The 23,271-nt window shown below is 56.5% G+C and carries 18 protein-coding genes and 1 pseudogene; 1 reads left to right on the top strand and 18 read right to left on the bottom strand.

Features of this window, described 5'->3' with window-relative positions:
• Nucleotides 1–75: 75 nt before the first annotated feature.
• The 6 genes from VD17_RS18800 to VD17_RS18790 are packed head-to-tail and all read right to left on the bottom strand — an operon-like array spanning nt 76 to nt 7,525.
• Nucleotides 76–2,205, bottom strand: a complete 2,130-nt coding sequence (locus VD17_RS18800; protein WP_046055103.1) for a lipase family protein — start codon at nt 2,203–2,205, stop codon at nt 76–78.
• A gap of 11 nt (nt 2,206–2,216) precedes the next feature.
• Nucleotides 2,217–2,993, bottom strand: coding sequence for a hypothetical protein (locus VD17_RS31700; protein WP_080932035.1), 777 nt, complete (start codon nt 2,991–2,993; stop codon nt 2,217–2,219).
• A gap of 10 nt (nt 2,994–3,003) precedes the next feature.
• Nucleotides 3,004–3,900, bottom strand: coding sequence for a hypothetical protein (locus tag VD17_RS31695; RefSeq protein WP_259674577.1), 897 nt, complete (start codon nt 3,898–3,900; stop codon nt 3,004–3,006).
• Nucleotides 3,800–4,612, bottom strand: a complete 813-nt coding sequence (locus VD17_RS31690; RefSeq protein WP_259674576.1) for a hypothetical protein — start codon at nt 4,610–4,612, stop codon at nt 3,800–3,802. The genes VD17_RS31695 and VD17_RS31690 overlap by 101 nt, the downstream gene beginning before the upstream one ends.
• On the bottom strand, nt 4,605–5,456 hold the full coding sequence (locus VD17_RS18795; RefSeq protein ID WP_046055102.1) for a DUF4123 domain-containing protein: 852 nt from the start codon (nt 5,454–5,456) through the stop codon (nt 4,605–4,607). The genes VD17_RS31690 and VD17_RS18795 overlap by 8 nt, the downstream gene beginning before the upstream one ends.
• Nucleotides 5,453–7,525 (bottom strand): type VI secretion system Vgr family protein, encoded by a 2,073-nt coding sequence (locus VD17_RS18790; protein ID WP_046055101.1) that lies wholly within the window; start codon nt 7,523–7,525, stop codon nt 5,453–5,455. Before VD17_RS18790 ends, VD17_RS18795 begins: the two co-directional genes overlap by 4 nt.
• A 242-nt stretch (nt 7,526–7,767) precedes the next feature.
• Between VD17_RS18790 and VD17_RS18785 the strand changes: the two genes are divergently transcribed.
• Nucleotides 7,768–9,069, top strand: coding sequence for an OprD family porin (locus VD17_RS18785; protein WP_046055100.1), 1,302 nt, complete (start codon nt 7,768–7,770; stop codon nt 9,067–9,069).
• 128 nt (nt 9,070–9,197) lie between these two features.
• Here VD17_RS18785 and VD17_RS18780 read toward each other — a convergent pair whose 3' ends face one another.
• The 12 genes and pseudogenes from VD17_RS18780 to VD17_RS18725 form a co-directional block, all read right to left on the bottom strand.
• A complete protein-coding gene (locus tag VD17_RS18780) occupies nt 9,198–10,136 on the bottom strand; it encodes a carbohydrate kinase family protein (protein ID WP_046055099.1) in 939 nt (312 codons plus the stop codon).
• A gap of 13 nt (nt 10,137–10,149) precedes the next feature.
• Complete coding sequence (gene xylB / locus VD17_RS18775) at nt 10,150–11,646, bottom strand: xylulokinase (RefSeq protein ID WP_046055098.1); 1,497 nt, start codon at nt 11,644–11,646, stop codon at nt 10,150–10,152.
• A 224-nt stretch (nt 11,647–11,870) separates the two neighbouring features.
• Nucleotides 11,871–13,343, bottom strand: coding sequence for a mannitol dehydrogenase family protein (locus VD17_RS18770; RefSeq protein WP_046055097.1), 1,473 nt, complete (start codon nt 13,341–13,343; stop codon nt 11,871–11,873).
• Nucleotides 13,344–13,358: 15 nt separating this feature from the next.
• Entirely contained in the window at nt 13,359–14,462 is a 1,104-nt protein-coding gene (locus tag VD17_RS18765; protein WP_046055096.1) for an ABC transporter ATP-binding protein, read from the bottom strand.
• A gap of 146 nt (nt 14,463–14,608) precedes the next feature.
• Nucleotides 14,609–15,439, bottom strand: a complete 831-nt coding sequence (locus VD17_RS18760) for a carbohydrate ABC transporter permease (RefSeq protein ID WP_033055010.1) — start codon at nt 15,437–15,439, stop codon at nt 14,609–14,611.
• 10 nt (nt 15,440–15,449) lie between these two features.
• Nucleotides 15,450–16,376 (bottom strand): carbohydrate ABC transporter permease, encoded by a 927-nt coding sequence (locus VD17_RS18755; protein ID WP_046055095.1) that lies wholly within the window; start codon nt 16,374–16,376, stop codon nt 15,450–15,452.
• Between the two features lie 142 nt (nt 16,377–16,518).
• Nucleotides 16,519–17,829, bottom strand: coding sequence for an ABC transporter substrate-binding protein (locus VD17_RS18750; RefSeq protein WP_046055094.1), 1,311 nt, complete (start codon nt 17,827–17,829; stop codon nt 16,519–16,521).
• Between the two features lie 318 nt (nt 17,830–18,147).
• Complete coding sequence (locus VD17_RS18745) at nt 18,148–19,053, bottom strand: AraC family transcriptional regulator (protein ID WP_046055093.1); 906 nt, start codon at nt 19,051–19,053, stop codon at nt 18,148–18,150.
• Nucleotides 19,054–19,132: 79 nt separating this feature from the next.
• Nucleotides 19,133–20,008 (bottom strand): phospholipase, encoded by an 876-nt coding sequence (locus VD17_RS18740; protein WP_046055092.1) that lies wholly within the window; start codon nt 20,006–20,008, stop codon nt 19,133–19,135.
• Nucleotides 20,009–20,199: 191 nt separating this feature from the next.
• Nucleotides 20,200–21,057 (bottom strand): annotated as a pseudogene (locus VD17_RS18735) (phospholipase).
• Nucleotides 21,058–21,195: 138 nt separating this feature from the next.
• Nucleotides 21,196–22,491, bottom strand: a complete 1,296-nt coding sequence (locus VD17_RS18730; protein ID WP_046055091.1) for a glycosyltransferase — start codon at nt 22,489–22,491, stop codon at nt 21,196–21,198.
• Between the two features lie 208 nt (nt 22,492–22,699).
• Nucleotides 22,700–23,059 carry a response regulator gene (locus VD17_RS18725; protein ID WP_046055090.1) on the bottom strand — a complete coding sequence of 120 codons (360 nt, stop codon included), beginning with the start codon at nt 23,057–23,059 and terminating at the stop codon, nt 22,700–22,702.
• Nucleotides 23,060–23,271 lie beyond the last annotated feature (212 nt).

Raw genomic sequence — 23,271 nt, 5'->3', positions numbered from 1 at the left:
GCAGTACTAAACAAGCCAGTCTCCTGTGGAACTGGCTTGTTTTGCGGGGCGCACCGAGTAAATGTTTCCTGAGAACTACGCTGTTCTCAGGTCACTGCTGCGTACATCAGGAATCATCGCGAGCTGGACCTCGACTTTGTTTTCTTTTTTCGCCATCCAGCGATCTACGTTGATTTTATGTTCCGGTGCCTGAGTGGCTGAGCCGTAAACGTCCTCGGGCGTCAGTTTAAGGAAGCTCATGGTATGAATCCGTTGTCGGGACGTATCCAGTCGTCCTATTTCCGCTCTCAACAAATTCGCCTCTTGCTGGGATTGCCGACGGTCAGATTGGGAAGCGAACCTCAGTTCGGATTCTTTCGACTTAAGACGGTCCTGCATCTCTTGCAGTTGGTAGTAAATCTGGTCGTACTCTGTTTTGGTCACCACCGTCGTTCCGCTTTCCTGGGTTTGCTGACAACGGCGCAATGTTGCCCAAGCGTAAGGAATGTAGGAGGGCACCATGAAGTGATCGCCCATCTGGAACAGTTGCAGCACAAAAGCGTCGCGGTCAGGCATGTCTCCGAACTTTTTTATAGCTTTGGTGCAAGCCGCTTCTTCGATGGAGTCGCAACCCGGATCCCAGAGTACAGCGGATTGCTCACGCCCTTTGAAGTGGACGGGCATGAAATGGTGCAAATTACCGTGGTGCTCGTATGGCGCGCCGCCAGTTCGCGACAGGCCTATAGCAAAAATCAGTGCGCCTAACGGGGCGGTGATAAAACTGATGATTACGCCGGGCACCCAGATACTTTTGCGAGTGTTCATCCAGGGGGCGGGAACACTTGGGATCGGGTCGTTGTTATTGGCCATGCGGTGATGGGCCAGCCCTGCAGCGCCGTTGACGAAGTCTGCGTCGCCGGCTCGTGGGGAGCCGTAGGTGTAAAGCAATATGTCGTACGCATTTGAATTGCGTCGTAACGCCTCTGCGAGCAATGTTGCGATTGCTCCGCCCAGGCTATGTCCGCAAATAATGACTTTTTGTCCAGTATAAAACTGCTCGAGATAGACTTGAACAAAGTTGCTCATTGCCTTATAGGCTTCGTAGAAGCCTTGGTGAGTTTTACCTACACCTTCTTCAAATGGAACTTGCTCTGCATCGGTGTCTCGCACAAAGTCCACGAGTTCTAGAGTTCCACGGACTGAGATTAGGATGACTTCGTCATGGTGAGTTATGAACGCCTGTGTATTAGTACCACCTTCTATTTCACTATCATCGAAGAAATGCCATTTTGCGGGGTGCTCCTGCGCCAAACCCAATCCAGGTTTGTTTTGATCATAGAGTGTTGGATCGAACGGCAGAATCTCGAAACGTTTTGAGTAAGGTACATCCTCATAAAGCGGGTAGTAAGGGGTGGTTTGGGCGGCGTTCACTTTCCAAGCCTCTCGAAAACTAGCTAGTTCACTTCCAAAAAGATTTCCAACGCTAGGGTCGAGAGGGAACTTGATAGTGTCAGTTGGCTGTTCAGGTGGCTCCTGACCAAAATTAGCGTAGCTCAAGCTGGCAAACAAAGAAAGTTGATACAAGTTCAAAGCACTAAATTCTTTGTCTTTCGAAAGCATTGGGCGGAAAGCACGCAGTGGGCGGACCTCAAGTACTGTGTGTTTATTAGGTAATAACGCAACGCCAAATAGCCCAGACTCCTCTGGGCCGAAACCGATGTCTCCCAAGGTTTTTAGCAAGTTGAAGTTTGGTGGATACTTTCTTTTGGATCCGGGAGGAAGATGAGCAGATTTTTTTACTAGGTCCTGAACTTCAACGTGAAAAAACTGATCAGCGCCGACCTTTGCAGGGTTGTTTTCAACACGTAAACCATCTTTTCGAACAAAACGGGTTTGTTCTGCGTTGACTTGGAACTGAGTGATGGGTAATGGATATTTTTTTCGTTGTGAAAGAGCTTTGTAATATTCGTCTGTTCCTGAATAGGGCGTATTCAGAGTCAGAACCACTGGCCCTTGATAATGATTGAAGACCTTGGCCGATCCATTACCATCCAATACACCTGGGTACTCTTGACGCGCACTGTCCAGCAATACATAGGCAAGACCAGCATAGGGCTTGCCGCTGCCTGTCTCGTCTACTACTTGGAAACTGATCCAATCGCCTCTAAGTGGGCAGGTTTGTGATTTTTCACCCAGTAAAGGCTTGCATGATGCCTTCGGCTCCATAGTAAATATCCTTATTCAGTACAGTTCGGATAAACAGTGCAGTCACGTCCATCCGGCATCTTAAATGGTTTGAAATTAGTCGTATTTCCGTTACAGAATCCGTACGGATCCTCGATGCTTTTTCCCAGGCATCGTTTCCAACCTTCGGGGAATTTGATCCATGTGTCTCCCATGTAAGGAAGCTCTTCTTGTGTCAGTGAAAATACGACGGTTAAAGACTTTCCCGAAAGCTCATCACGTTGTAATACTTCGGGGGTAGTAGGGGTGGCGACTGCCTTGCAACTAAGTATCTTGCTTATATTGTTTTTTGGGCCGACGGTTCGAAACAGCCATTGGCATTCTTTTTGAAGTGTTTTTGGAAACGTTGTTGGAGAGGCGTTACTTATTTTGTCTTCAAAGGAAATCCCAGTGTAGTCTCTCCCTATATTTAGTCGGGCTGCGCCATACTTTGCGTCTACTTCATAACCAAAACTTTTAAGCACTAAAGGGCAGCCTCCTTCGTCGCTAATAAGTGGGACTTCAAAGTGCGCTGTTTGCGCTTCGTTGTTAAGATCTTGTTTGAAAAACTTTTTGCCTGGGTGGTTTTTTCCTTCGCGAGGCGGGACAGTGCAAGTCTCTCCCATACGAGGCACATATGATGCTTCGCCTTTAATGCTGAATCCTGGTGGCAGTTCAGTGATTAGCGTGAAGCTATCCTGTTGTGCGACGGAGCAGCCTGTAGCTCCAAGCGTCCCTAGGCCGACGGCTGCTGCTTGAACAAGTCTAGTGAAAAAGTCTCGAGAAAACATTCTATTGTCCTTATTCGGTGCAGTTGGGGTAGACGGTGCAATCACGTCCATCCGGCATTTTGAAAGGTTTGAAATCGGTAGTGTTACCGCGACAAAACGCATAAGGGTCTGTGAGGCTCTTTCCCATACAACGCTTCCAGCCAGCCGGGAACTTCACCCAGTTATCACCTACTGCAGGTCTTTCCTCGCTTGAAATGTCGAATACTACTTTTATCGTCTTTTCCGCAAACTGAGCACGAGGCATTGGACCTTTTGCTACTGGATCGCTTGCCAATTCGGGCGTGGCCACAGATTTACATTTTAGAATCTTTACGATGTAACGATCAGGTCCATCAGTTCGAAACAACCATTCACATTGCTTTTGCAATACCAAGACTGGCGGAGGAATTGGACCGTCTGCGGTTCCATCCCGGAACGAAACACCCGTGAAGGCCCTACCTAAATCGAGCCGGGCAGCACCGTACTTCGCGTCAACCTGATATCCGAAGTTATCAAGTACCAAGGGGCAGCCACCTTCGTAACTGGTCAGCGGGACTTCAAAGTATGCTGTTTGCGCTTCGTTACTAAGCTCTTGTTTAAAAAACTTTTTGCCTGGGTAGTTTCTTCCTTCGCGAATCGGGACTGTGCAGCTTTCCCCCGTGCGAGGTACGTAGGAGGCTTCTCCTTTAAATTTGAATCCGGGGGGTAGTTCAGTGATCAGCGTGAAGCTATCCTGTTGTGCGATAGAACATCCTGTAGCCCCAAGCGTCCCTAATCCGATGGCCGCTACTCGAACAAGTCCAGTAAAAAAATCTGGTGAAAGCATTTTATTTTCCTTGTTCGGTGCAAGTTGGGTAGACGGTGCAATCGCGTCCATCCGGCATTTTGAAGGGTTTGAAACTGGTGGTGTTCCCATTACAAAACGCATAAGGGTCCTCCAGGCTCTTACCCATGCAGCGTTTCCACCCAGCGGGGAACTTTACCCAGTTATCGCCTACGGCTGGACTTTCCTCGCTTGAAATGGCGAAAACTACTTTTATTGTCTTTCCTGCGAACAGAGCACGTTGCATGGGACCTTTAACATCTGGGTCGGTTGCCTGATCCGGAGTTTCTACAGATCTACATTTCAGAAGTTTTACGATGTAGCGTTTTGGTCCTGCGGTGCGAAAGAACCATTCGCACTGTTTCTGCAAGACTAGGACTGGAGGAGGTCTCGGACTTTCTGCACTTCCATCCCGAAACGAAACCCCTGTGTGGGCCCTACCTACATTTCGAAAGTCAGCACCATATTTGGCGTCAACCTCATATGAGAAGGTATCAATTACCAGCGGGCAGCCACCTTCATTACTGGTCAGTGGCACTTCGAAATGTGCTGTCTGAGCTGCGTTATTTAGCTTTTGCTCAAAGAATTTTAAACCCGGATAGTTCCTGCCTTTCTTCGCAGGCACCGAACACGTCTCCCCCATACGAGGCACATAAGACGCTTCGCCTTTAATGCTGAACCCCGGTGGCAGTTCCGTCAGTAACGTAAAACTGTCAGTAGGCTTGATGACCGAACAACCAGAAGCCGCCATCACACCCGCCACAGCAAAAAAACAAAGCACATGTCTAGGCGCGCGAAACGCCTTTGCCTCACTCACGCTCTGACTTACCCAAGCTCGCATCAAACACCCGCTGACACCTTGCAAAATGTTGCTCTGGCGTCTCACCCGGCAATGGCTGCCAAGCCACGTCGTCTGCACATTTGGGATCAAGTCTGAGGCTGAGCATGAACTCGCGTTGTTCCGGCTTGTTCCATTGCCAGGTTTCGAGCAAGTCCATCTGTTCTTCCAGCCACTCGCGAACGTTGCGGGTTTCGGAGAGTTTGGCGGCGGCTTCGACGTGGTGCACCAAGAGCCAGCGCTTGATGTTTTCGCGCAGGATGCTGCGGCTGCGGTCCGGCGAGTTGGGGATGCGCAGCCATGGCGCCGGGTTTGGCACGGGGTACATGCCGGGGCGGGCGTTATCTGCGCTTTTCCATTGTTCCTCGTCCCAATACAGCACGCTGCTGATCGGGCCCAATAACACGGGTCGTTCGGTCTCGCTCAGGTTGGCGAGGCAACGAGCAATCACGCGGTTGTCCTGGAATCGGAACAACGAGCGCTCGCCGTCTTCGTCAATGACCATCCGTGCTCGCCAGTGTTGGGTCAGGCTGTCGAGGTCGGCCTTGTCCATGCTGCCGATCCAGCCCCAGTTTCGCTGTGGGTCGTCCAGCAGTTTGCGGAAGGCGTCGGCGCTTGGGTTGGTCAGTTCGGTCAGCCATGGGCTGATGGGGGCGAACTCGGCGTACTGGGTGCCTCGATAGAGTTGCACCGAGCGCTGCATCAGGCCGGCGCTGTACAGCGAGGTGACCGGGTTGGGTTCGGCGAGGCTGTCGAGGGCGAGGATCAGGACTCGATTGAGCCGGGTTTGTTCGCCGAGCCAGTTGTTCAGTGCGTCGCTCATGCCGCAGTCCCCAGGTCGCACTTGCCTTCACGGCAGGCTTCGCAGATCGGGCAGCGGATGTCGCCAGCCGCACGGGCGGCTTTGGCCATGGCCATTTGCACGGCCGCCGGGACGAGCAGGGCACCTGCTTTGTCCTGGGCGGCGGCCCATGGAATAACAGGAGGGAGAATCTGAATCCCTGTCCCCGCGCCGGGACCACCGCCGGAGTTAACTTTTACCTGCGCACCACTGATCGTCACGCCCCCGGCATCTATCTTCACAAAGCTCCCGCCAGCCTTGGCCGTCAGCTCCATGCCACCCTCAACCACAACCTTTTCCCCGGCGTTGTAGTGAATCTCCTGACCCGCCTCGACAAACTGCGCCGTCCCCACCTTTACATGCTGAGTCACGGCAACCGTCAAGTGGTCATTAGCCCGGGTCTCAGTCTTGCGATCGAGGTGGGTAATCCGATGTTCTTCAACCTTGAATTCGCTGAAAACATTGGCCTCGACCGTGTCGTGCCGCTCGTTGCCGATGCGAATCTTCTGGTCGTGCTCAATGTTTTCATCCCAATCGCGCTGGGCGTGCAGATAAATCTGTTCTGCGCCTTTCTTGTCTTCAATCCGAAACTCGTTGTAACCGTTGCCGCCCGGTGAGCTCAGGGTCTTGAAGGTGCTGCGGGTCTTGTTCGCCGGCAGGTCGTACGGGACGACGTTTTCCTTGTGGTACAGGCAGCCGGTGATCAGCGGTTGGTCGGGGTCGCCTTCCATAAATGACACCAGCACTTCCATGCCGATGCGCGGGATGGCGATGCCGCCGTAGGCATTGCCGGCCCAGCCGGTGGCGACGCGCAGCCAGCAGCTGGTGTTGTCGTCGGCCTGGCCTTCGCGGTCCCAGTGGAACTGGACTTTGACGCGGCCGTATTCATCGCAGTGGATTTCTTCGCCCTTGGGGCCGGTGACGATGGCGGTCTGGCTGCCGAGGACTTTGGGTTTCGGGTGTTCGAGGGCAGGGCGGAAGTGCGCGTCCCACGGGGTGGCGAGGAAGCGGTTGCGGTAGCCCTGGTGGAAATCGTCTTTGTTCTGGGTGACGTCGCTGGTGACGTTTGCGCCGAGCACTTGCGGCTGTTTGCCTTCGTGCACCACTTCCAGCAGCAGCCAGAGGTCGTTCCACTCGGCGCGCGGGTGTTCGCTCAGGGCCAGGAAGTGGCCGCTGACCAGGGTTGGCTCGTCGCTTTTGCCTTCGGCAAGCTTGTAGTCGCTACGGTGACGTTCCAGGGCGCGGGTGGCCAGTTGCTTGCCGCGTTCGCGGTCGGTGAATCGGCCGGGGTAGTCGTAGTCTTCCAGGTCCGGGGCGAACGCGCTTTTGGCGGAGCCCTCGGGCAGGATGCGCGGTTTCTCGAAGTCGTAGTCGCGGCGGCTGACGCGGGTGGTGCGGGTTTCCAGGCGCAGGTTGAAGCGTTTGATCACCGGTTTCTCGGCGGCCATGCCGGAATCTTGCTGATAGGCCACGGGCGCGAGTTTGCGGAACACCGTCTGGTCATCGCCGAACACCAGTTTGTGACCGCTGGACGAGTGCTGGAAGTGGAAGTGAATGCCTTCTTCTTCGCACAGGCGCTGGATGAAATGCAGGTCGGATTCGTCGTACTGCACGCAGTAATCGCGTTCCGGGTAGATCGCGCCGAGTTGGAAGCTGTAGGCGTCGGCCAGGATGCCGCGGGCTTCGAGGACCTGAGCGATGATCTTCGGCACGCTTAAATGCTGGAAAATCTGCTGGTCATGGTTGTGGCGCAGGTAGGCGAGTTGCGGCACCAGGCTGATGCTGTAACGGGTCAGGCTTTTGCCGGAGTCGCCTTGCTCGATGCGGTACACCAGACCGTGGATGATGCCTTTGCCGGTGGCGCCGAAGGTCAGGCAGCCGGGCTTGTGCAGCAACTCTTCGAGTTTCAGGTCGGGGCGTGCGCTGACCAGTTCGATGTCGAAACAGAACGGCTGATTGAGGGTTTCGCGACCGACGAAGCTAAGTACCTGAAGGTCAACGGAAACGCCTTCCAGCGTCAGGGAAATATGGGTTGCGTTCGCGTCCAGCATGCCTTTAATTCCGTCCTTTGAATAAGCTGGGGCGGATGGTGCAGGATTAAAGCGCCTCGTTCAAGGAAGCGAACCGTCATTTACCGACTAAAGTCGTCTGTAGCCCGTAACAGCCTTCTGCCATCATCGCCGCTCACTTCTGTGTATCCACTTCATCCTGGCAAGTTACTTGTCCGGGGCGAAGGCTATTTCTTTGGCTTATTGCGCCTTGCGCAAACGCTGCACTGTTGGAGCTTTTTTTCATGCGTCCCCCCTTTACTCTCATCACCGCGCGCCAGTCACTCGGCTTCGGCGCTTTAGTCCTGTGCGCCGGTTTTACCGGGTCGGCTTTCGCGAGCGGTTTTATCGACGACACCACGGCGAAAATCGAGTCGCGCACGGTGTATTTCAATCGCGACTTCCGGGATGGGCACACGCCCAACGAGCAGGGCGCTTCGAAGCGTGAAGAGTCGGCTCAAGGTTTTATTCTCAATCTGCAATCGGGTTACACCGAAGGCACCGTCGGTTTCGGCATCGATGCCTTGGGCATGCTGGGGCTCAAGCTCGATTCCAGCGCCGACAGCAGCAACAGTGGTTTGCTGCCGTCCACGGGGCAGGATCCGCGCGGGTCGAAAGACGAATACGCGAAACTCGGTCTGACCGCCAAAGTGCGATTCTCGCAAAGTGTATTGAAGTACGGCGCACTGCTGCCCGACGTGCCGCTGCTCAAGTACAACGATGGTCGGTTGCTGCCGACGATGTTCAACGGCGCAATGCTCACCTCCAAAGAGGTCAAGGACCTGACCTTTATGGCGGCGCGGCTGGACAAGTACACCGCCCGGGATTCCACCGATTCCCAGGACATCCGCGTGCACTGCAAGAACAAGCGTTATGCCTGCAACGTCACCGCCGATCATTTCGACATGTACGGCTTTGACTACAAGGTCAACGAGCGCCTGACCGGCCAATATCACTACGCCGAACTGGAGGACATTTACCGTCAGCACTTCATCGGTTTGCTGGCCAACCAGCCGTTGGGCGACGGCGTGCTCAAGGCTGACCTTCGATTGCTCAAGAGTGCCGACAGCGGCGCTGCGCGTGCAGGCTCCATCGACAACCGTGCCCTGAGCGGCATGCTTGCTTACACTATCAGCGGTCACACTTTCAGCGCCGGTTGGCAGCGCATGAACGGCGACAATTCGATGCCGTATCTGGATGGGACCAATCCGTACCTGGTCAACTATGTACAGGTCAACGACTTCGCCGCTGCGCAGGAGCGCTCGTGGCAGTTGCGGTATGACTATGACTTCAAGGCGATTGGCATCAATGGCCTTAGCTTCCTGACCCGCTACGTGAACGGTGATCACATTAAGGTGCTGGGCAGTGATCAGGAAGGGAAGGAGTGGGAGCGCGACAGCGAGCTCAAGTACGTGGTGCAGAGCGGGACGTTCAAAGATGTCAGCCTGCGATTGCGTAATGCGACGTACCGGACCAACTACGAGAAGTTTGCCCGGGATGTCGATGAGACCCGGTTGATTGTGAGTTACAACTTTTCGGTGCTCTGACCGGTAGGAGCTGCCGAAGGCTCGGGCCGCGTTCGGACGATCTGTTGATCTTGCTTTTAATGGCCAAAATTAAAAGATCGCAGCCTGCGGCAGCTCCTACAGGAGGTGTATCGGGTGTGCCAGGTGTGTCAGGTGAGTTGCTGGCGATACGGCAAGTCCGGCCCGGTCTTGCTGCACGTCAGTGCCGCGGCTTGCACCGCAAACTTCAACATCCCGTCGATCTGCTCGCGGCCGAGCGATTGCACGCCCTCAACCGAATCCAGCTGCTGCTCCGTCAGCCAGGTAATCACCGCCGCCTGGAATGTATCGCCCGCGCCCACGGTGTCGGCGATTTTCACTGAACTCGCCGGCACCGACCAGGCGCCATGCAGACGGCTGAACACTGTCGCCCCCTCGCCACCACGGGTCAGAAACACCAACTGACAGCGATGCTGCAGCCAGCCTTCAATCACCCGTTGCGGATCCTGCTCGGGGTACAACAGGCTCAAATCCTCATCGCTGACTTTGATCAGGTCGGCCAGCTCAACCAAGGTCGCAATCCGCGAACGCCACAAATCGATATTCGGCTCAGGATTGAGCCGCACGTTGGGATCAAGGCTGATCAAGCGTTTGCCGCTTTCCCGCTGCACCAATGCCAGCAGCGTGTCGGCAATCGGTTGCACTACAAGCGAAAAAGAGCCGATGTGCAGGCCGCGTACCTCAGGGCCCAGTTCCGGCAGATGCTCGGCTTTCAGCTGACGATCCGCGCAGCCTTCGCCCCGGAAGCTGTAATGCGGCGAACCATTGGCACCGACGGCCACCATCGCCAGGGTGGTAGGCGCAGCGAAATCCACCAGATAATCCGGGCGCACGCCTTCATCCTGCAGGACCTGCTGCAAGCGCCGACCGAGGTAGTCGGTGGACAGGCCGGCAAACAGCGCCGCATCCACCCCCAAACGACGCAAACCCACCGCGACGTTGAACGGCGAACCGCCGGCAATCGCCTTGAAATTCACTTTTGAAGCCAGGCCGCTGGCATCGTCTTCACTGAAGAAATCGAACAGCGCTTCGCCACACACCAGGTACATAGTTGTTCACTCTTTAAAGGGTTGCGACATGCTGTTGATAGCGTTCGTAGGCCTGCTGACAGGCCGTCACATTGTCTGCGATCGGCAAGGTTTCGCTGGCCGGATCGAGCTTCACACAACGCTCGCATAGATCCTCCAGGCTGTCTTCATGCCCGTTTTCCCTGGACTTGCACCACGCCGCCTGAATCGCGGCGCCAAGGGCCGCGGCTTCGCTTTGTTCGGTGCAGATCACCGGGGTGTTCATGATGTCAGCGACGATCTGCCGCCACACCGGGCTTTTCGAGCCGCCGCCAATCAGGCAGATGCTGCGGCTTTGTAAGCCATTCTGGCGCAGCAGGTCCAGCCCATAACGCAAACCGAAGGTCGTGCCTTCGACCACCGCTCGGCACAGGTTGGCCTGCGTCAGGTTAGTCATCGTCAACCCCAGCAAGCTGCCGGTGGCATGGGGCAGGGCGGGGACGCGCTCGCCGTTGAGGAACGGCAGCATGCACACGCCTTCGGCACCGATGGGGGCTTGTGCGACGAGTTCGTTGAACTGTTCGATATCCAGCTCGAACAGCTCGCGAATTACCCCGGTCGCGTTGGTCAGGTTCATGGTGCAAATCAGCGGCAGCCAGCCACCACTGGAGGAGCAGAACGTTGCGACTGAAGCGTCCGGGCTGACCTTCGGTTGATCCGCATAGGCGTAGACCGTCCCCGAAGAACCGAGGCTCATGGTGATAGCGCCGGGCTTGATATTACCGGTGCCGATGGCGCCCATCATGTTGTCGCCACCGCCGCTGGAGACCAGCGCCTGTGGGTTGATGCCCAGGTGTTCGGCGATGCTCGGCAGGATCGTGCCGACGGCTTGATGAGCGTCGATCAGCTCCGGCAGCGCGGCTTGTAGTCGCCCGGTGGGATCGATGTCACGCAGCAGCTGCAAATCCCACTGACGAGTTCGCACATTGAAATAGCCGGTGCCCGAGGCGTCGCCATACTCGCTGCAACTGCGGCCGGTGAGCCAATAGTTGAGGTAGTCATGGGGCAGCAGGATGCGCGCGATGCGCGCGAAAATCTGCGGGTGTTGTTCTTGGGTCCAGAGCAGTTTGGAGACGGTGTAGCCCGGCGCGATCACAACGCCGAGGCGTTCCAGGGAGCCTTTTTCGCCACCCAGATGGGCAAGCAGACGGTCGTTTTCCGGGGTGGATTCGGTGTCACACCAGAGTTTGGCCGGACGCAGCACCTGGCCCTGATCGTCGAGCAGCACCAGCCCGTGTTGCTGGCCGGAAACGCCGATGCCGAGGATGTCCTGGCCGTCGACCTTCGCCGCGAGCAATGCGCGGCGGGTGGCAAGCGCGAAGGCCTCGAGCCATTGCGAGGTGTCTTGCTCGTGGCGGCCATTGGCGCCACTGATCAGTCTGTGCGCGGCAGCACCCTGGCCCAGCACCTGACCGCTGACGGCGTCGAGAATGATGGCTTTGGTGCCTTGGGTGCCACAGTCGATGCCGAGGAATAGTTGTTGGTTTGCCATGGGCGATCCTGCTGGTTTGTAACGTTCATCTGAAAACCACCCCTCACCCCAGCCCTCTCCCCAGAGGGGAGAGGGGGAAAGGGGCCCGATCTTTGTGCTTTTCAAACCTGAGTTCGACTCGATTATTCAGGTCGATGTAGCTCCAAGAGCAACTCGGTCAGTCCCCTCTACCCCTTGGGGAGAGGGCTAGGGTGAGGGGCGGTTCCACCTGACACCCAACTAATCTAGGCCAACACCCGTTCCAGCGTCCGCGTCACTCCGACGTCACGCAAGCTGTTACAGCACCACTCAAACGCCGCCACAAACTCCGGCGAATGCGCAATCGCCGTACCAAAAATCTCCTCGACCGCCAGCAACCGCTGCGTGATCAACGCATCATCCGCCACCAACGCCTGACAGAACGCCGCCCGCGGATCAGGAATGCTGTAGGTATCGCCATTCTCATCCACGCCCTTCAAATACAGCGCCCAAGCCGCCACGACTAATGCCGCTCGTTTGGTCTCCTGCCCATCAGCAATCAATCGAGTGATCGTCGGCACAGTGAACTTCGGAAACTTCGACGAGCCGTCCGAACACACGCGCTCCAGCTGATCGGCAATCGCCTGGTTGGAGAAGCGCGCCTCCAGGGTGTTCTTGTACTCGGTCAGGTCAATCCCCGGCACGGGTGACAGTTGCGGGGTCACGTCCAGGTCCATGTAGGCACGCATGTAGCGCACGAACAGCGGGTCGTTCATGGTTTCGTGAACGAAGCGGTAACCCTTCAAAAACCCTAGATAAGTGAGCGCCAGGTGACTGCCGTTGAGCAGTTTGATTTTCATCTCTTCATAGGGCGTGACGTCGTCGGTGAACTGCACGCCGACCTTTTCCCAGGCCGGTCGGCCATTGACGAACTTGTCTTCCAGCACCCACTGCACAAACGGTTCGCAGACCACCGGCCAAGCGTCGTCGATAGCGTGTTTATCGTGCAGTTGCAGCTTGTGTTCGGTGCTGGTCATCGGTGTGATGCGGTCGACCATCGCGTTGGGGAAACTCACGTGGGTGGCGATCCAGTCCCGCAACTCGACATCGCGCAGGGTGGCGAAAGCCAGTAACGCTTTGCGAGTGACCGCGCCGTTGTGCGGCAGGTTATCGCAGGACATCAAGGTGAACGCGGGCGTGCTGGCTGCACGGCGTTTAGCCAGTGCGGCGCAGAGAAAACCGAACACGGTTTTCGGTGCGTTCGGGTGTGCCAGGTCGTGCTGGATCTGCGGCAGTTGGGCCATGAACTCGCCGTTGCTGTCGTCGATGCAGTAGCCGCCTTCGGTAATGGTCAGCGAAACGATACGGATCTCGGGGCTGGCGAGTTTGTCGATCAGCGCTGCAGCGCCGTCTTCGGCCAGCAGCATGTCGCGAATCGCGCCGATCACCCGGACTTCGGTGTCGTCGGTATCGCCCAGCTCGAACAGGGTGAAGAGGTAATCCTGCTCTTTGAGATCGTCCCGGGCGCGGCGGTCCTCGGCGCGCAGGCCGACACCGCAAATCGCCCAGTCCAGGCCTTCGCCGGTATTCATCAACGCATCGGTGTAATACGCCTGATGCGCCCGGTGAAAACCACCGACGCCGATGTGCGCGATGCCTTGGCGGGTGTCGCTCAGGGCGTAGGCGGGCAGGACCACTTCGGGGGCGAGGCGGTTGAGGTTCTGTTTATTGAGTTTCATCACAAGGTCTCGAAATCAGGCCGCAGCGCGTAGTGGGCGGGTCAGCGCGACACCGTCGGCATCGAATAAATGGCAGTGCTCGGCGTCCAGATGCAGGCTCAGCGACTCGCCATAGCGGCTGGCCAGGTCGCCGCGAACGCGCATGGTCAAGGCTTCACCGGACGAGGTCACCACGTGGCAGAAGGTGTCGCTACCCAGGCGTTCGCTGACGTCGGCGGTGACCTGCAAGGTGCAGTCGCCGCTTTGCGCGAGATTCAGATGCTCCGGGCGAATGCCCAGGGTGACCGCGCCACCGACACTCAGGTTGGCGCCGCTCAGAGGCAGCGTGATGCGGGTACCGGCATCCAGCAGCACTTCGCAGCTTTGGCGCTCAATGCGGGTGACTTTGCCCTTGAGGAAACCCATTTTCGGCGTGCCCAGGAACCCGGCGACAAACAGGTTGGCCGGCTGGTGATACAGATCCAGCGGCGAGCCGACTTGTTCAACCTTACCGCCATTGAGTACGACAACCTTGTCGGCCATGGTCATGGCTTCGACCTGGTCGTGGGTCACGTAGATCATCGTGGCTTTGAGTTCTTTGTGCAGGCGCAACAGTTCCAGGCGCATCTGCACCCGCAGCGCGGCGTCGAGGTTGGACAGCGGTTCGTCGAACAGGAAAATTTTCGGATTGCGCACGATGGCCCGGCCGATGGCGACGCGTTGACGCTGGCCGCCGGACAACTGTTTCGGTTTACGTTCGAGCATCGGCCCGAGCTCAAGGATGCGCGCCGCTTCGCCGACCTTCTTCTCGACTTCGGCTTTCGGTACGCCGGCCAGGTCGAGGGCAAACGACATGTTTTTGCGCACGCTCATGTGCGGGTACAGGGCGTAGGTCTGGAACACCATCGCCAGGTCGCGCTTGGCCGGGCTGACTTCGGTGATGTCGCGGCCATCGAGTTCGATGGTGCCGCCGCTGACTTCTTCCAGGCCGGCGATCAGGCGCAGCAGGGTGGATTTGCCGCAGCCCGACGGGCCGACGAACACCACGAACTCGCGGTCGTTCACTTCCAGGTCGATGCCTTTGATGATGGAAAAGCCTTCGAAGCCTTTTTGCAGATTCTTGATTTTCAGGTTGGCCATGGTGATGGGCCTCCGCATGTTGTTATTCGATTAAGCCGAACAGGCTTTTTGTAGGAGTGAGCCTGCTCGCGATGGGGCCGTGTCAGTCGACATCATCGGTGCCTGACACATCGCTATCGCGAGCAGGCTCACTCCTACAGGGATATTCATTTCACGGCGCCGAACGACAGGCCGCGGACCAATTGTTTCTGGCTGATCCAGCCGAAGATCAGGATCGGCGCGCAGGCCAGCGTCGACACCGCCGACAACTTGGCCCAGAACAGACCTTCGGGGCTTGAGTACGAGGCGATCAACGCGGTCAGCGGTGCGGCTTTCGACGAGGTCAGGTTCAAGGACCAGAACGCCTCGTTCCAGCACAGGATCAGCGACAGCAACACCGTGGACGCCAGGCCACCCTTGGCAATCGGCAGCAGCACCCGGACCATTTCCTGCCACAGCGTGGCACCGTCGAGGCGAGCGGCTTCGAGGATGTCCTTGGGGATGTCTTTGAAGTAGGTGTAAATCATCCAGACCACGATCGGCAGGTTGATCAGTGTGTAGATCACAATCAGGGCGATGCGCGTATCCAGCAGGCCGAAACTCTTGGCCAACAGGTAGATCGGCATCAGCACGCCCACCGGTGGCAGCATCTTGGTGGAGAGCATCCACAGCAGCGTGCCTTTGGTGCGTTTGGTTTCGTAGAACGCCATCGAGTAGGCCGCCGGCACCGCGATCAGCAGGCACAGAGCCGTAGCGCTGAAGGAAATCACCACCGAGTTCCAGGCGAAGCTGAAGTAATCGCTGCGCTCGTTGATGTGCAGGTAGTTCTCCAGCGTGGGCGTGAAGATGAACTGCGGCGGCGTGGCGAACGCATCGATTTCGGTTTTGAAACTGGTCATCACCATCCAGAAGATCGGGAAGAAGATCAGGATCGCGATGGCCCAGGCCAGGGTGCCGAGCAGCAGGCTTTGCAGGCGGCGGGATTGTTGAAGGGTCATGGCGCAGGCCTCAGGCTTTGTCTGTCAGGTTTTTGCCGATCATGCGCACCAGCACGATGGCCGCGATGTTGGCGATCACCACCGCGATCAAGCCACCCGCGGACGCCATGCCGACGTCGAACTGCACCAGCGCCTGGTTGTAGATCAGGTAGGCGAGGTTGGTCGAGGCGTAGCCGGGGCCGCCGTTGGTGGTGGTGAATATTTCGGCGAACACCGAGAGCAGGAAGATGGTTTCGATCATCACCACGACGGCAATCGGCCGTGCCAGGTGCGGCAAGGTCAGATGCCAGAAAATCGCGATCGGCCCGGCACCGTCGAGGCGCGCGGCTTCCTTCTGCTCCTGGTCGAGGGACTGCATGGCGGTCATCAGGATCAGGATCGCGAACGGCAGCCATTGCCAGGACACAATGATGATGATCGACAGCAGCGGGTAGTGCGCCAGCCAGTCCACCGGCTGCGCGCCGAACAACTTCCAGACGTAGGCGAGGATCCCCGAGACCGGGTGGAAAATCAGGTTCTTCCAGATCAGCGCACCGACGGTTGGCATGATGAAAAACGGCGAGATCAGCATCACCCGCACGATGCCGCGACCGAGAAACTCACTGGCCTCCAACAGCGCACTGATCAACACGCCGAACACCACGCTGATCAGCAGCACGCTGCCGACCAGCAACAAGGTGTTGGTGGCGCCGGGCAGGAAACCCGAGTCGCTGAGGAAGTAGCTGAAGTTCTCCAGCCCGACGAACTCGTTCTCGCCGGGATAGAGCAGGTTGTAGCGGATCAGCGAGAAGTAAACAGTCATGCCCAGCGGCACGATCATCCACAGCAGCAACAGCGCCACCGAGGGGCTGACCAGGAACCAGCCGGGGTTGGCCAACCGGCTTTTACGCACCGGTTGGGGAATGTCCATGTGAGCTTTGGCAGTTGAAATATTCATGGCGATAGAACCGATAAGGAACAGACATATGAAGATCAACTGTGGGAGCGAGCTTGCTCGCGATGGCGATCTTTCAGCCGATATAGATGGTGAATGTCATAGCCTCATCGCGAGCAAGCTCGCTCCCACAGGGGTACGCGGGTTACTTGGGGTAACCGGCGCGCTTCATTTCACGTTCGGTGGTTGACTGGGCAGCGGTCAGGGCCTGGTCAACCGTGGTCTGGCCGATCAGTGCCGCCGAGAACAGCTTGCCGACCTGGGTGCCCACGGCCTGGAATTCAGGAATGGTCACCAACTGGATGCCGATATACGGCACGGGCTTGAGGGTCGGCTTGCTCGGGTCCGCGGCTTTCAGCGATTCAAGGGTCACCTTGGCGAACGGCGCCGCCTTCATGTACTCATCGCTGTACGTGGAAGCGCGGGTACCTGGCGGTACATTGGCAATGCCGTCTTTCTCGGCAACCAAAGCGCCATACTCCTTGGAAGTGGCCCAGGCGCTGAAGGTTTTCGCGGCGTCCTTGGCCTTGGAGCTGGTCGGAATGGCCAGCGCCCAGGAATACAGCCAGGCCGAGCCCTTGTCGGTGGTCTCGTGCGGCGCGTAGGTGAAGCCGACGTGGTCGCTGACCTTGCTTTGGGTCTTGTCGGTGACGAAGGAACCGGCGACGCTGGCATCGACCCAGATCGCGCATTTGCCGCTGTTGAACAGCGCCAGGTTTTCGTTGAAACCGTTGCTCGATGCACCCGGCGGGCCGGATTTCTTCATGGTGTCGACGTAGAAATTCAGCGCGTTTTTCCACTCGGGGCCGGTGAATTCCGGCTTCCACTGCTCATCGAACCAGCGCGCACCATAGGCATTGGCGACGGTGGTGATCAGCGCCATGTTCTCGCCCCAACCGGCCTTGCCGCGCAGGCAAATGCCGTACTGTTCTTTATCCTTATTGGTGAGCTTGCCGGCGAATTCGCTGATCTGGGTCCAGGTCGGGTGCTCGGGCATGGTCAGCCCGGCTTCCTTGAACAGATCGGTACGGTAATAGGTGATGGAGCTTTCGGCGTAAAAGGGCAAGGCATACAGCGAACCCTTGACCGACAGGCCTTCACGCACCGATGGGAACACGTCGTCGAGGGCGTAACTGGCCGGCAAGTCCTTCATCGGCTCCAGCCAACCTTTGGCGCCCCAGAGTGCGGCTTCGTACATGCCAATGGTCAGTACATCGAACTGTCCGCCCTGAGTGGCGATGTCGGTGGTCAGGCGTTGGCGCAGGACGTTTTCTTCCAGCACCACCCAATTGAGCTTGATGTCCGGATGCTCGGCCTCGAAGGCTTTCGAGAGTTTTTGCATGCGGATCATGTCGCTGTTGTTGACGGTGGCGATGGTCAGGGTCTGGGCGCCGAGGCTGACGCTGCTGAGGGTCATGCAGGTGAGGGCAAGCAGAGCTTTTACAGAAGGTTGCATCGTGCACTCCTTTTCTGCACCCGGCGGGTTGCAGAAGGACAGTTATTGTTTTTGTGTCTTCCTGCGGAGGGAAGAATGTGCGCTGATTACAGCCTTCTATTGATGGCGAGACAAATCATCCATCGCACTTGAATCGATACTATTTTGCACTGGGGTTTTGAGGGAGAGGTGCAGGGAGCGGCTTTTTAGCGGTTAAACCCTATGGATTCTGTACAGGTTTTGGGCCCCAAGATCAAAGATCGCAGGCTTCGCCAGCGCCTACGCTGGAATGCGATCCCCTGTAGGAGCTGGCGAAGCCTGCGATCTTTTGATCTTTCTTTACCCGAGATTTTGCTCAGTCAACCGCTGCACCGCCAACCGCCGGTAATGCGACGGCGTCATGCCCTTGAGTTGCTGAAAGCGCCGATTGAAATTGGAAATATTGTTGAAGCCCGATTCGAAACACACATCGGTTACCGGTTTGTCACCGTCGGCCAACAGCTCACAGGACTTGCTGATGCGCAGTCGATTGACGAATTCGATGAAGCAGCGGCCAGTGGCTTGCTTGAACACTCGACTGAAATAAGTCGGCTTCATGCCCAAGTGCTCGGCGACTTCCTCCAGCGGCAGTTCACGGGCGTAATGCGCGAAGATGTAATCCACCGCCCGGTTGGTGCGATCGATATTGTGCTCGTCGGCCAATTGCGGTGTCGTGGCCCCGGACAGCAGCTGATAGTCGTCAGAGGTCGCCAGCAACTCCAGCAGAATGAAAAAGTGCCCGAGGCGCGTCACGCCTTTGGTGTCGGCGATGCGCTGCATCAACGTCATGGCCTGGCGGATGATGCGCTTGCAGCGAAACTCGATGCCGTACTGGGCGCGCTCCAATAGCGGCGCCAGCGCCTTGAGCTCGGCAAACACCACGTGGCCGCTGTCGAACAACTCGTCCGTGAAATTGACCAGCATGTCGCGCTTGGCCACCACTTCGTCTTCGGCCACCTGGCTGATCCAGTTGTGGGGCAGGTTGGGGCCGGTGAGAAACAGCGATTCCGGATAGAAGTTGCCGATGTAGTCACCGATGAACACTTTGCCGGAGCTGGCGACGATCAGGTGCAGTTCGTATTCCTTGTGGAAATGCCAGCGCACCAACGGGCAGGGGAATCCGTGCTGGCGGTAGATGATGGACAACCCGTTGTGGTCGTCCATCAGTTCGTAGGAGGGGTCTGTCACGCGGGCTGTTCGGGTCATGTCAGGACGCTTTTCTTATTATCGCTATCGGATCATGCCTCTTTTGGCGCCTGCTGTGCCAGCCTGCTTTGGCTTTCGCCTATGCATGCAACCTGTCCCCGTAAACCGCTTTCATGCTGGTGGCGCTCCAGCAGTAGCGGACAATGTCTGCCTCGTCAAAAAAATCGGTGCTGATGATGCTGCAACGGGTGACCCAATCGCGGGAGGTGTGGAACCAATCGTTGATTTGGTTTTTGATGTGCTGCGGGCCACCCAGCAACGAATAGCAGGTCGCAGGCAACGACCATAGAAATGTATCGTAAGGCGCCCCCACAAGGGTGGTCTGGATATGCGATTGCAGATCGAGGGTGTCGGTGAATACCTTGCCGCTCCATTTGTGAGGTATTTTCGGCCAGAAATACTCACTGTCGAGTCCGGGTTTCGCCTGTGCGGCCATGACAATTCGGCGCTGCGAACTGGCGCGCTTGAGCTGTTCCACGGTACTGCGCGCGTCCGAAGGACGGATCAAGCGCGAGCCCAGGCCGCGCATCAGAAGATCATTGAGTTGTTGGTAGCCGAAAGGCTTCGCCGCATCCTCTAACTGGTGGAAGTCGAGGACGATGAATTCGTTCGGGTTTCGGTCGAGGAATGTCGTCACCGCGTCGATCAGTTCATCAACAATGCGGTGGGACTGATAGCCGTTGTGATGGAAGTAGAACACCGGTACTACCGGGCCGGCGGTACAGCCAAGCCGGATATCGAACGCCCGTGCGCCGTTGGCCAGTTGCCAGGCAAATGAGTCGTTCTGGCACGTCGTCCAGTTGCCTACCACCACCTCGTAGTTGGGCGCTTTTTTGTCCATGCCAGCGTTGTGCGTGCAGGGCCAGACAATTTCAGTCAGCTTCAACTGGCCGATATCCAGTACGTTGCTCATCCATTTCTGTTTGTCGAGTGTGGTTGCTGTATTGCGGGTCATGACAGTTCCTTGTCATTGATTCCCCCCATCCGTGGGGAGAAGAAGTTCATATGTCGGATGTGGCTGGGTGCCACATCCGTATCGTTCGCCTGAGACAAAAGGCTTTCATGACCCAGCATAGAAGTGCGTGGCAGTATTGCCAGCGTCGGAAACACTTACACAAGAATAGCTATTTGATAGCGCGAAAATGGTTAATTTCGCTTGCTCGCTTTCGTCAAGTTTACAGTTCGGCAATAAGAGACAATGTTGGATTCTTCAATAAAATCGACATTGATGATGTTGCACTTTGACGCCCAGTCGCTTTTCTTCGGATCGAACCAGGAATTAAGCTTGTCATGAATATCTACGGGGCCACCGAGAGCGCTGTAACTGGTGGCGGAAAGTGACCACGGTGCCCATGGACCAGGCGGGTTTTTCAGCACATTAATAATGTGCTTTTCCAAATCCGCGGCATTGGTGATACCGCTGCCAGACCATTTGTGCCCGATCTGCTCGTGAAATACATTTCGATCAAGTGCACTGTGCCATGGGGCCGCGACCAGTACCCTTTGCAGTGAGCTGATGTGCTTGAGGCTATTAAGGCTCAGGCCCTGGTTTTGGGCAGGAATCATCCGATGGCCGATAAACCTCAACATCATGTCGTTGAAGTATCTGAAGTCAAATGGATGCTCGCCGTCCTTGAGTTGGTGAAAATCCAGAATGACAAACTCGTCAGGGTTTTCCATCAGGAATCTATTTAGATCGGTCACCAGGTTTCCCAACGTGCGGTTAGAACGGTGGCGGTCATGTAAAAATATGAATTTTCATAACCCTGGGGCCGTGGCGTCATAAATCAAACGGGCATCAAGTGCTCGGGACCCATGACACAGTTGGTGGTAGAACGATTCATGCTGACAGGCCACCCAGTGGGCGGGAGGGCCGATAAACGGCCAGGGCGCTTTCCAGTCGCAGCCAGCATTATGAGTGCCAGGCAGAGTCAGTTCGCAGAGCGATAAAGTGTCAATGGTCGGCGTGGCGGCCATCCAGTTATTATTGGCGTAGTTGCTCATTTAATGCATCCTTGCATTAATTTATAAGAAGGGTTGATAGTGCTGAACTTAAATAAGTTAAGCTGAGTGTTTATAAAGGCGAAGCCAGGCCTGGTCAATAATAGTGATAATGCAAATTGTTTGCTGTTGGTGAGAGATTTATAATGGATTTCGATTTTTCGCTTCAATCCATTGGGCCATGTATTGCGTACTTTTATGGTGGTGATGACGTAGCATGCTACCCGTGAAGTTATCGCTTCTAAGTTGTACCAGATGTTGTTGGCAATACAACAACTTTTCGATCAGCGCCGGACCATGTTCCGATTGTCGATAACGATCGGCCAACAATGTCTTTCCTTGGGATTGGGCGTCCGTCCACAGAGCCTGGTCCTTGTACAACTGAACCGCGCAATCGGCGAACGCCTGTGCTGTTCGGGTCACAGCCCCCGGCCAGAGATGTTCGCCATGCATCGCTTCTGCGCCGATTGGCGTAGTGATGGTGGGCGTGCCACACAACATGGCGTCGACAATTTTGCCTTTAATACCGGCACCGAAGCGTAGGGGGGCCAGACAAATCCGTGCGCCAGACATGACTTCCAACGCATCTTCCGCCCAGTTCATTACATGAAAACCCTGGCCCGGGTTGTGCAACGCAGTCGCTTTGGGCGGTGTGTAAGCACCGTAAATGTGCAATTGAGCCTTTGGCAGTTGTTCGCGGATCAGCGGCCAGATAGTGGTTTTCATCCAGAGCACCGCATCCCAGTTGGGCGCATGACGGAAGTTGCCGATGCTGAGAAAGTGCGCACGGTCTTCAAAAGAAACCGGTGGCACGCTCGGTAGATCGACCATCAGCGGACACCAGTGCAGCAAGTTTCGTGGCACCTTGAATTGCTCGACCAGCAACTCGATCTCTACTTCGGAAATCATCAGATTCAAGTCGCAACGATAAATCGCTGCGATTTCCCGTTTGGCCAGATCGGTCTCGGCCATGAGCTCAAACTCTTCACGTAACGCCGGCGCGAACAGTTCATTGAAGTCATTGGCGTCGTCACTGGCCTTCAATCGCTCTTTGAGGCGTTGATGGCGGGCATCCCGCAGGCTTCGCAGGTCGGAGGTCTCAAGCACGCGCAAGGCATCGGGGCAGTGTTTTTCAACTCGCCAGCCGAATTGTTCTTCCATCATGAACTGATCGAACAGAACGATATCCGGGGCCAGTTCGCTGATGAACGTGTCGAAACTGCTGTTGTTCAATTCGATCGCGACTTCGCGAATGCCCAAGACCGTCAAGTCTGCCCGGTGTTCACCGGTGCCGGCCGGGCTACTGAAAGTAATGTCCCAGCCTTGCTGCAAGAAGGTCTCGAGAATTTGCATCATGTGCCCGCTGGCCGCCGAAGAGCGGGGCTCGGGCCAGACGTAACCAATGACCAGGACTTTGGTTGCGTGGGGCTGGGTCATCGGTATTCCTTGAGACGGGTAATCGAGCAGGGGCGCAATTAAACCACAGCAAGCGTGGCATGGACTCGGTTCCTTATGAGTGGGATCACCGGTCCAATCAAACGCCAGGCGGGTGGTCTTTTCTACTGTCAAACTTGACAGGTCAGAGCCCAAAAACGCCGAAAAATGCAGCCTTACGTTGGTTTATGCAGATGCCCAGTCAACTGTCTCAGGCCAGCATGCCTTTGACCTTGTCGCGCAGCTGGTCAATCGAAAACGGCTTGCCGATCACTGACATGCCTGCGGGCACATCAATGCTTTCGGCATAGCCGCTGGCAAACAGGATGGGCAGTTCGGGGCGCAGCATCCGGGCCTGGGTGGCCAGTTCACGCCCATCCATCACCGGTAAACCGACATCGGTCATCATCAAGTCGATGTACTGGTCTTCATCATTGAGGAATTCCAGCGCCTTTTCACTGCCATCGGCCTCGAGCACCTTGAACTCGAGTTCCTCCAGCACATCGACAATCAGCATGCGCACGATAGCGTCGTCTTCGACTACAAGGATGATGGACGCGGTGGCGGACATAGTGGGGTTCTCAGAGGTTGAATTCGCAGTTGTCGGTCGATCGAAATCGCCGGGCTCTTGCTTGAGTAAGTGACGGAACCCGACAAGTTCCCCCGCGGTAGAAAAAAGATTAGCCGCACAAGTGCTGGCAAGGATAACCGCTCCTTTGCGCTGGAGCAGTGGAATGTGGGATTTTGCGCGAAAGGTGTCAGAAAATTGGATCAATACGACGC

The sequence above is a fragment of the Pseudomonas fluorescens genome (assembly GCF_000968015.1).
GTDB lineage: Bacteria > Pseudomonadota > Gammaproteobacteria > Pseudomonadales > Pseudomonadaceae > Aquipseudomonas > Aquipseudomonas fluorescens_W.
This window is presented reverse-complemented; position numbering and strand designations above follow the sequence as displayed.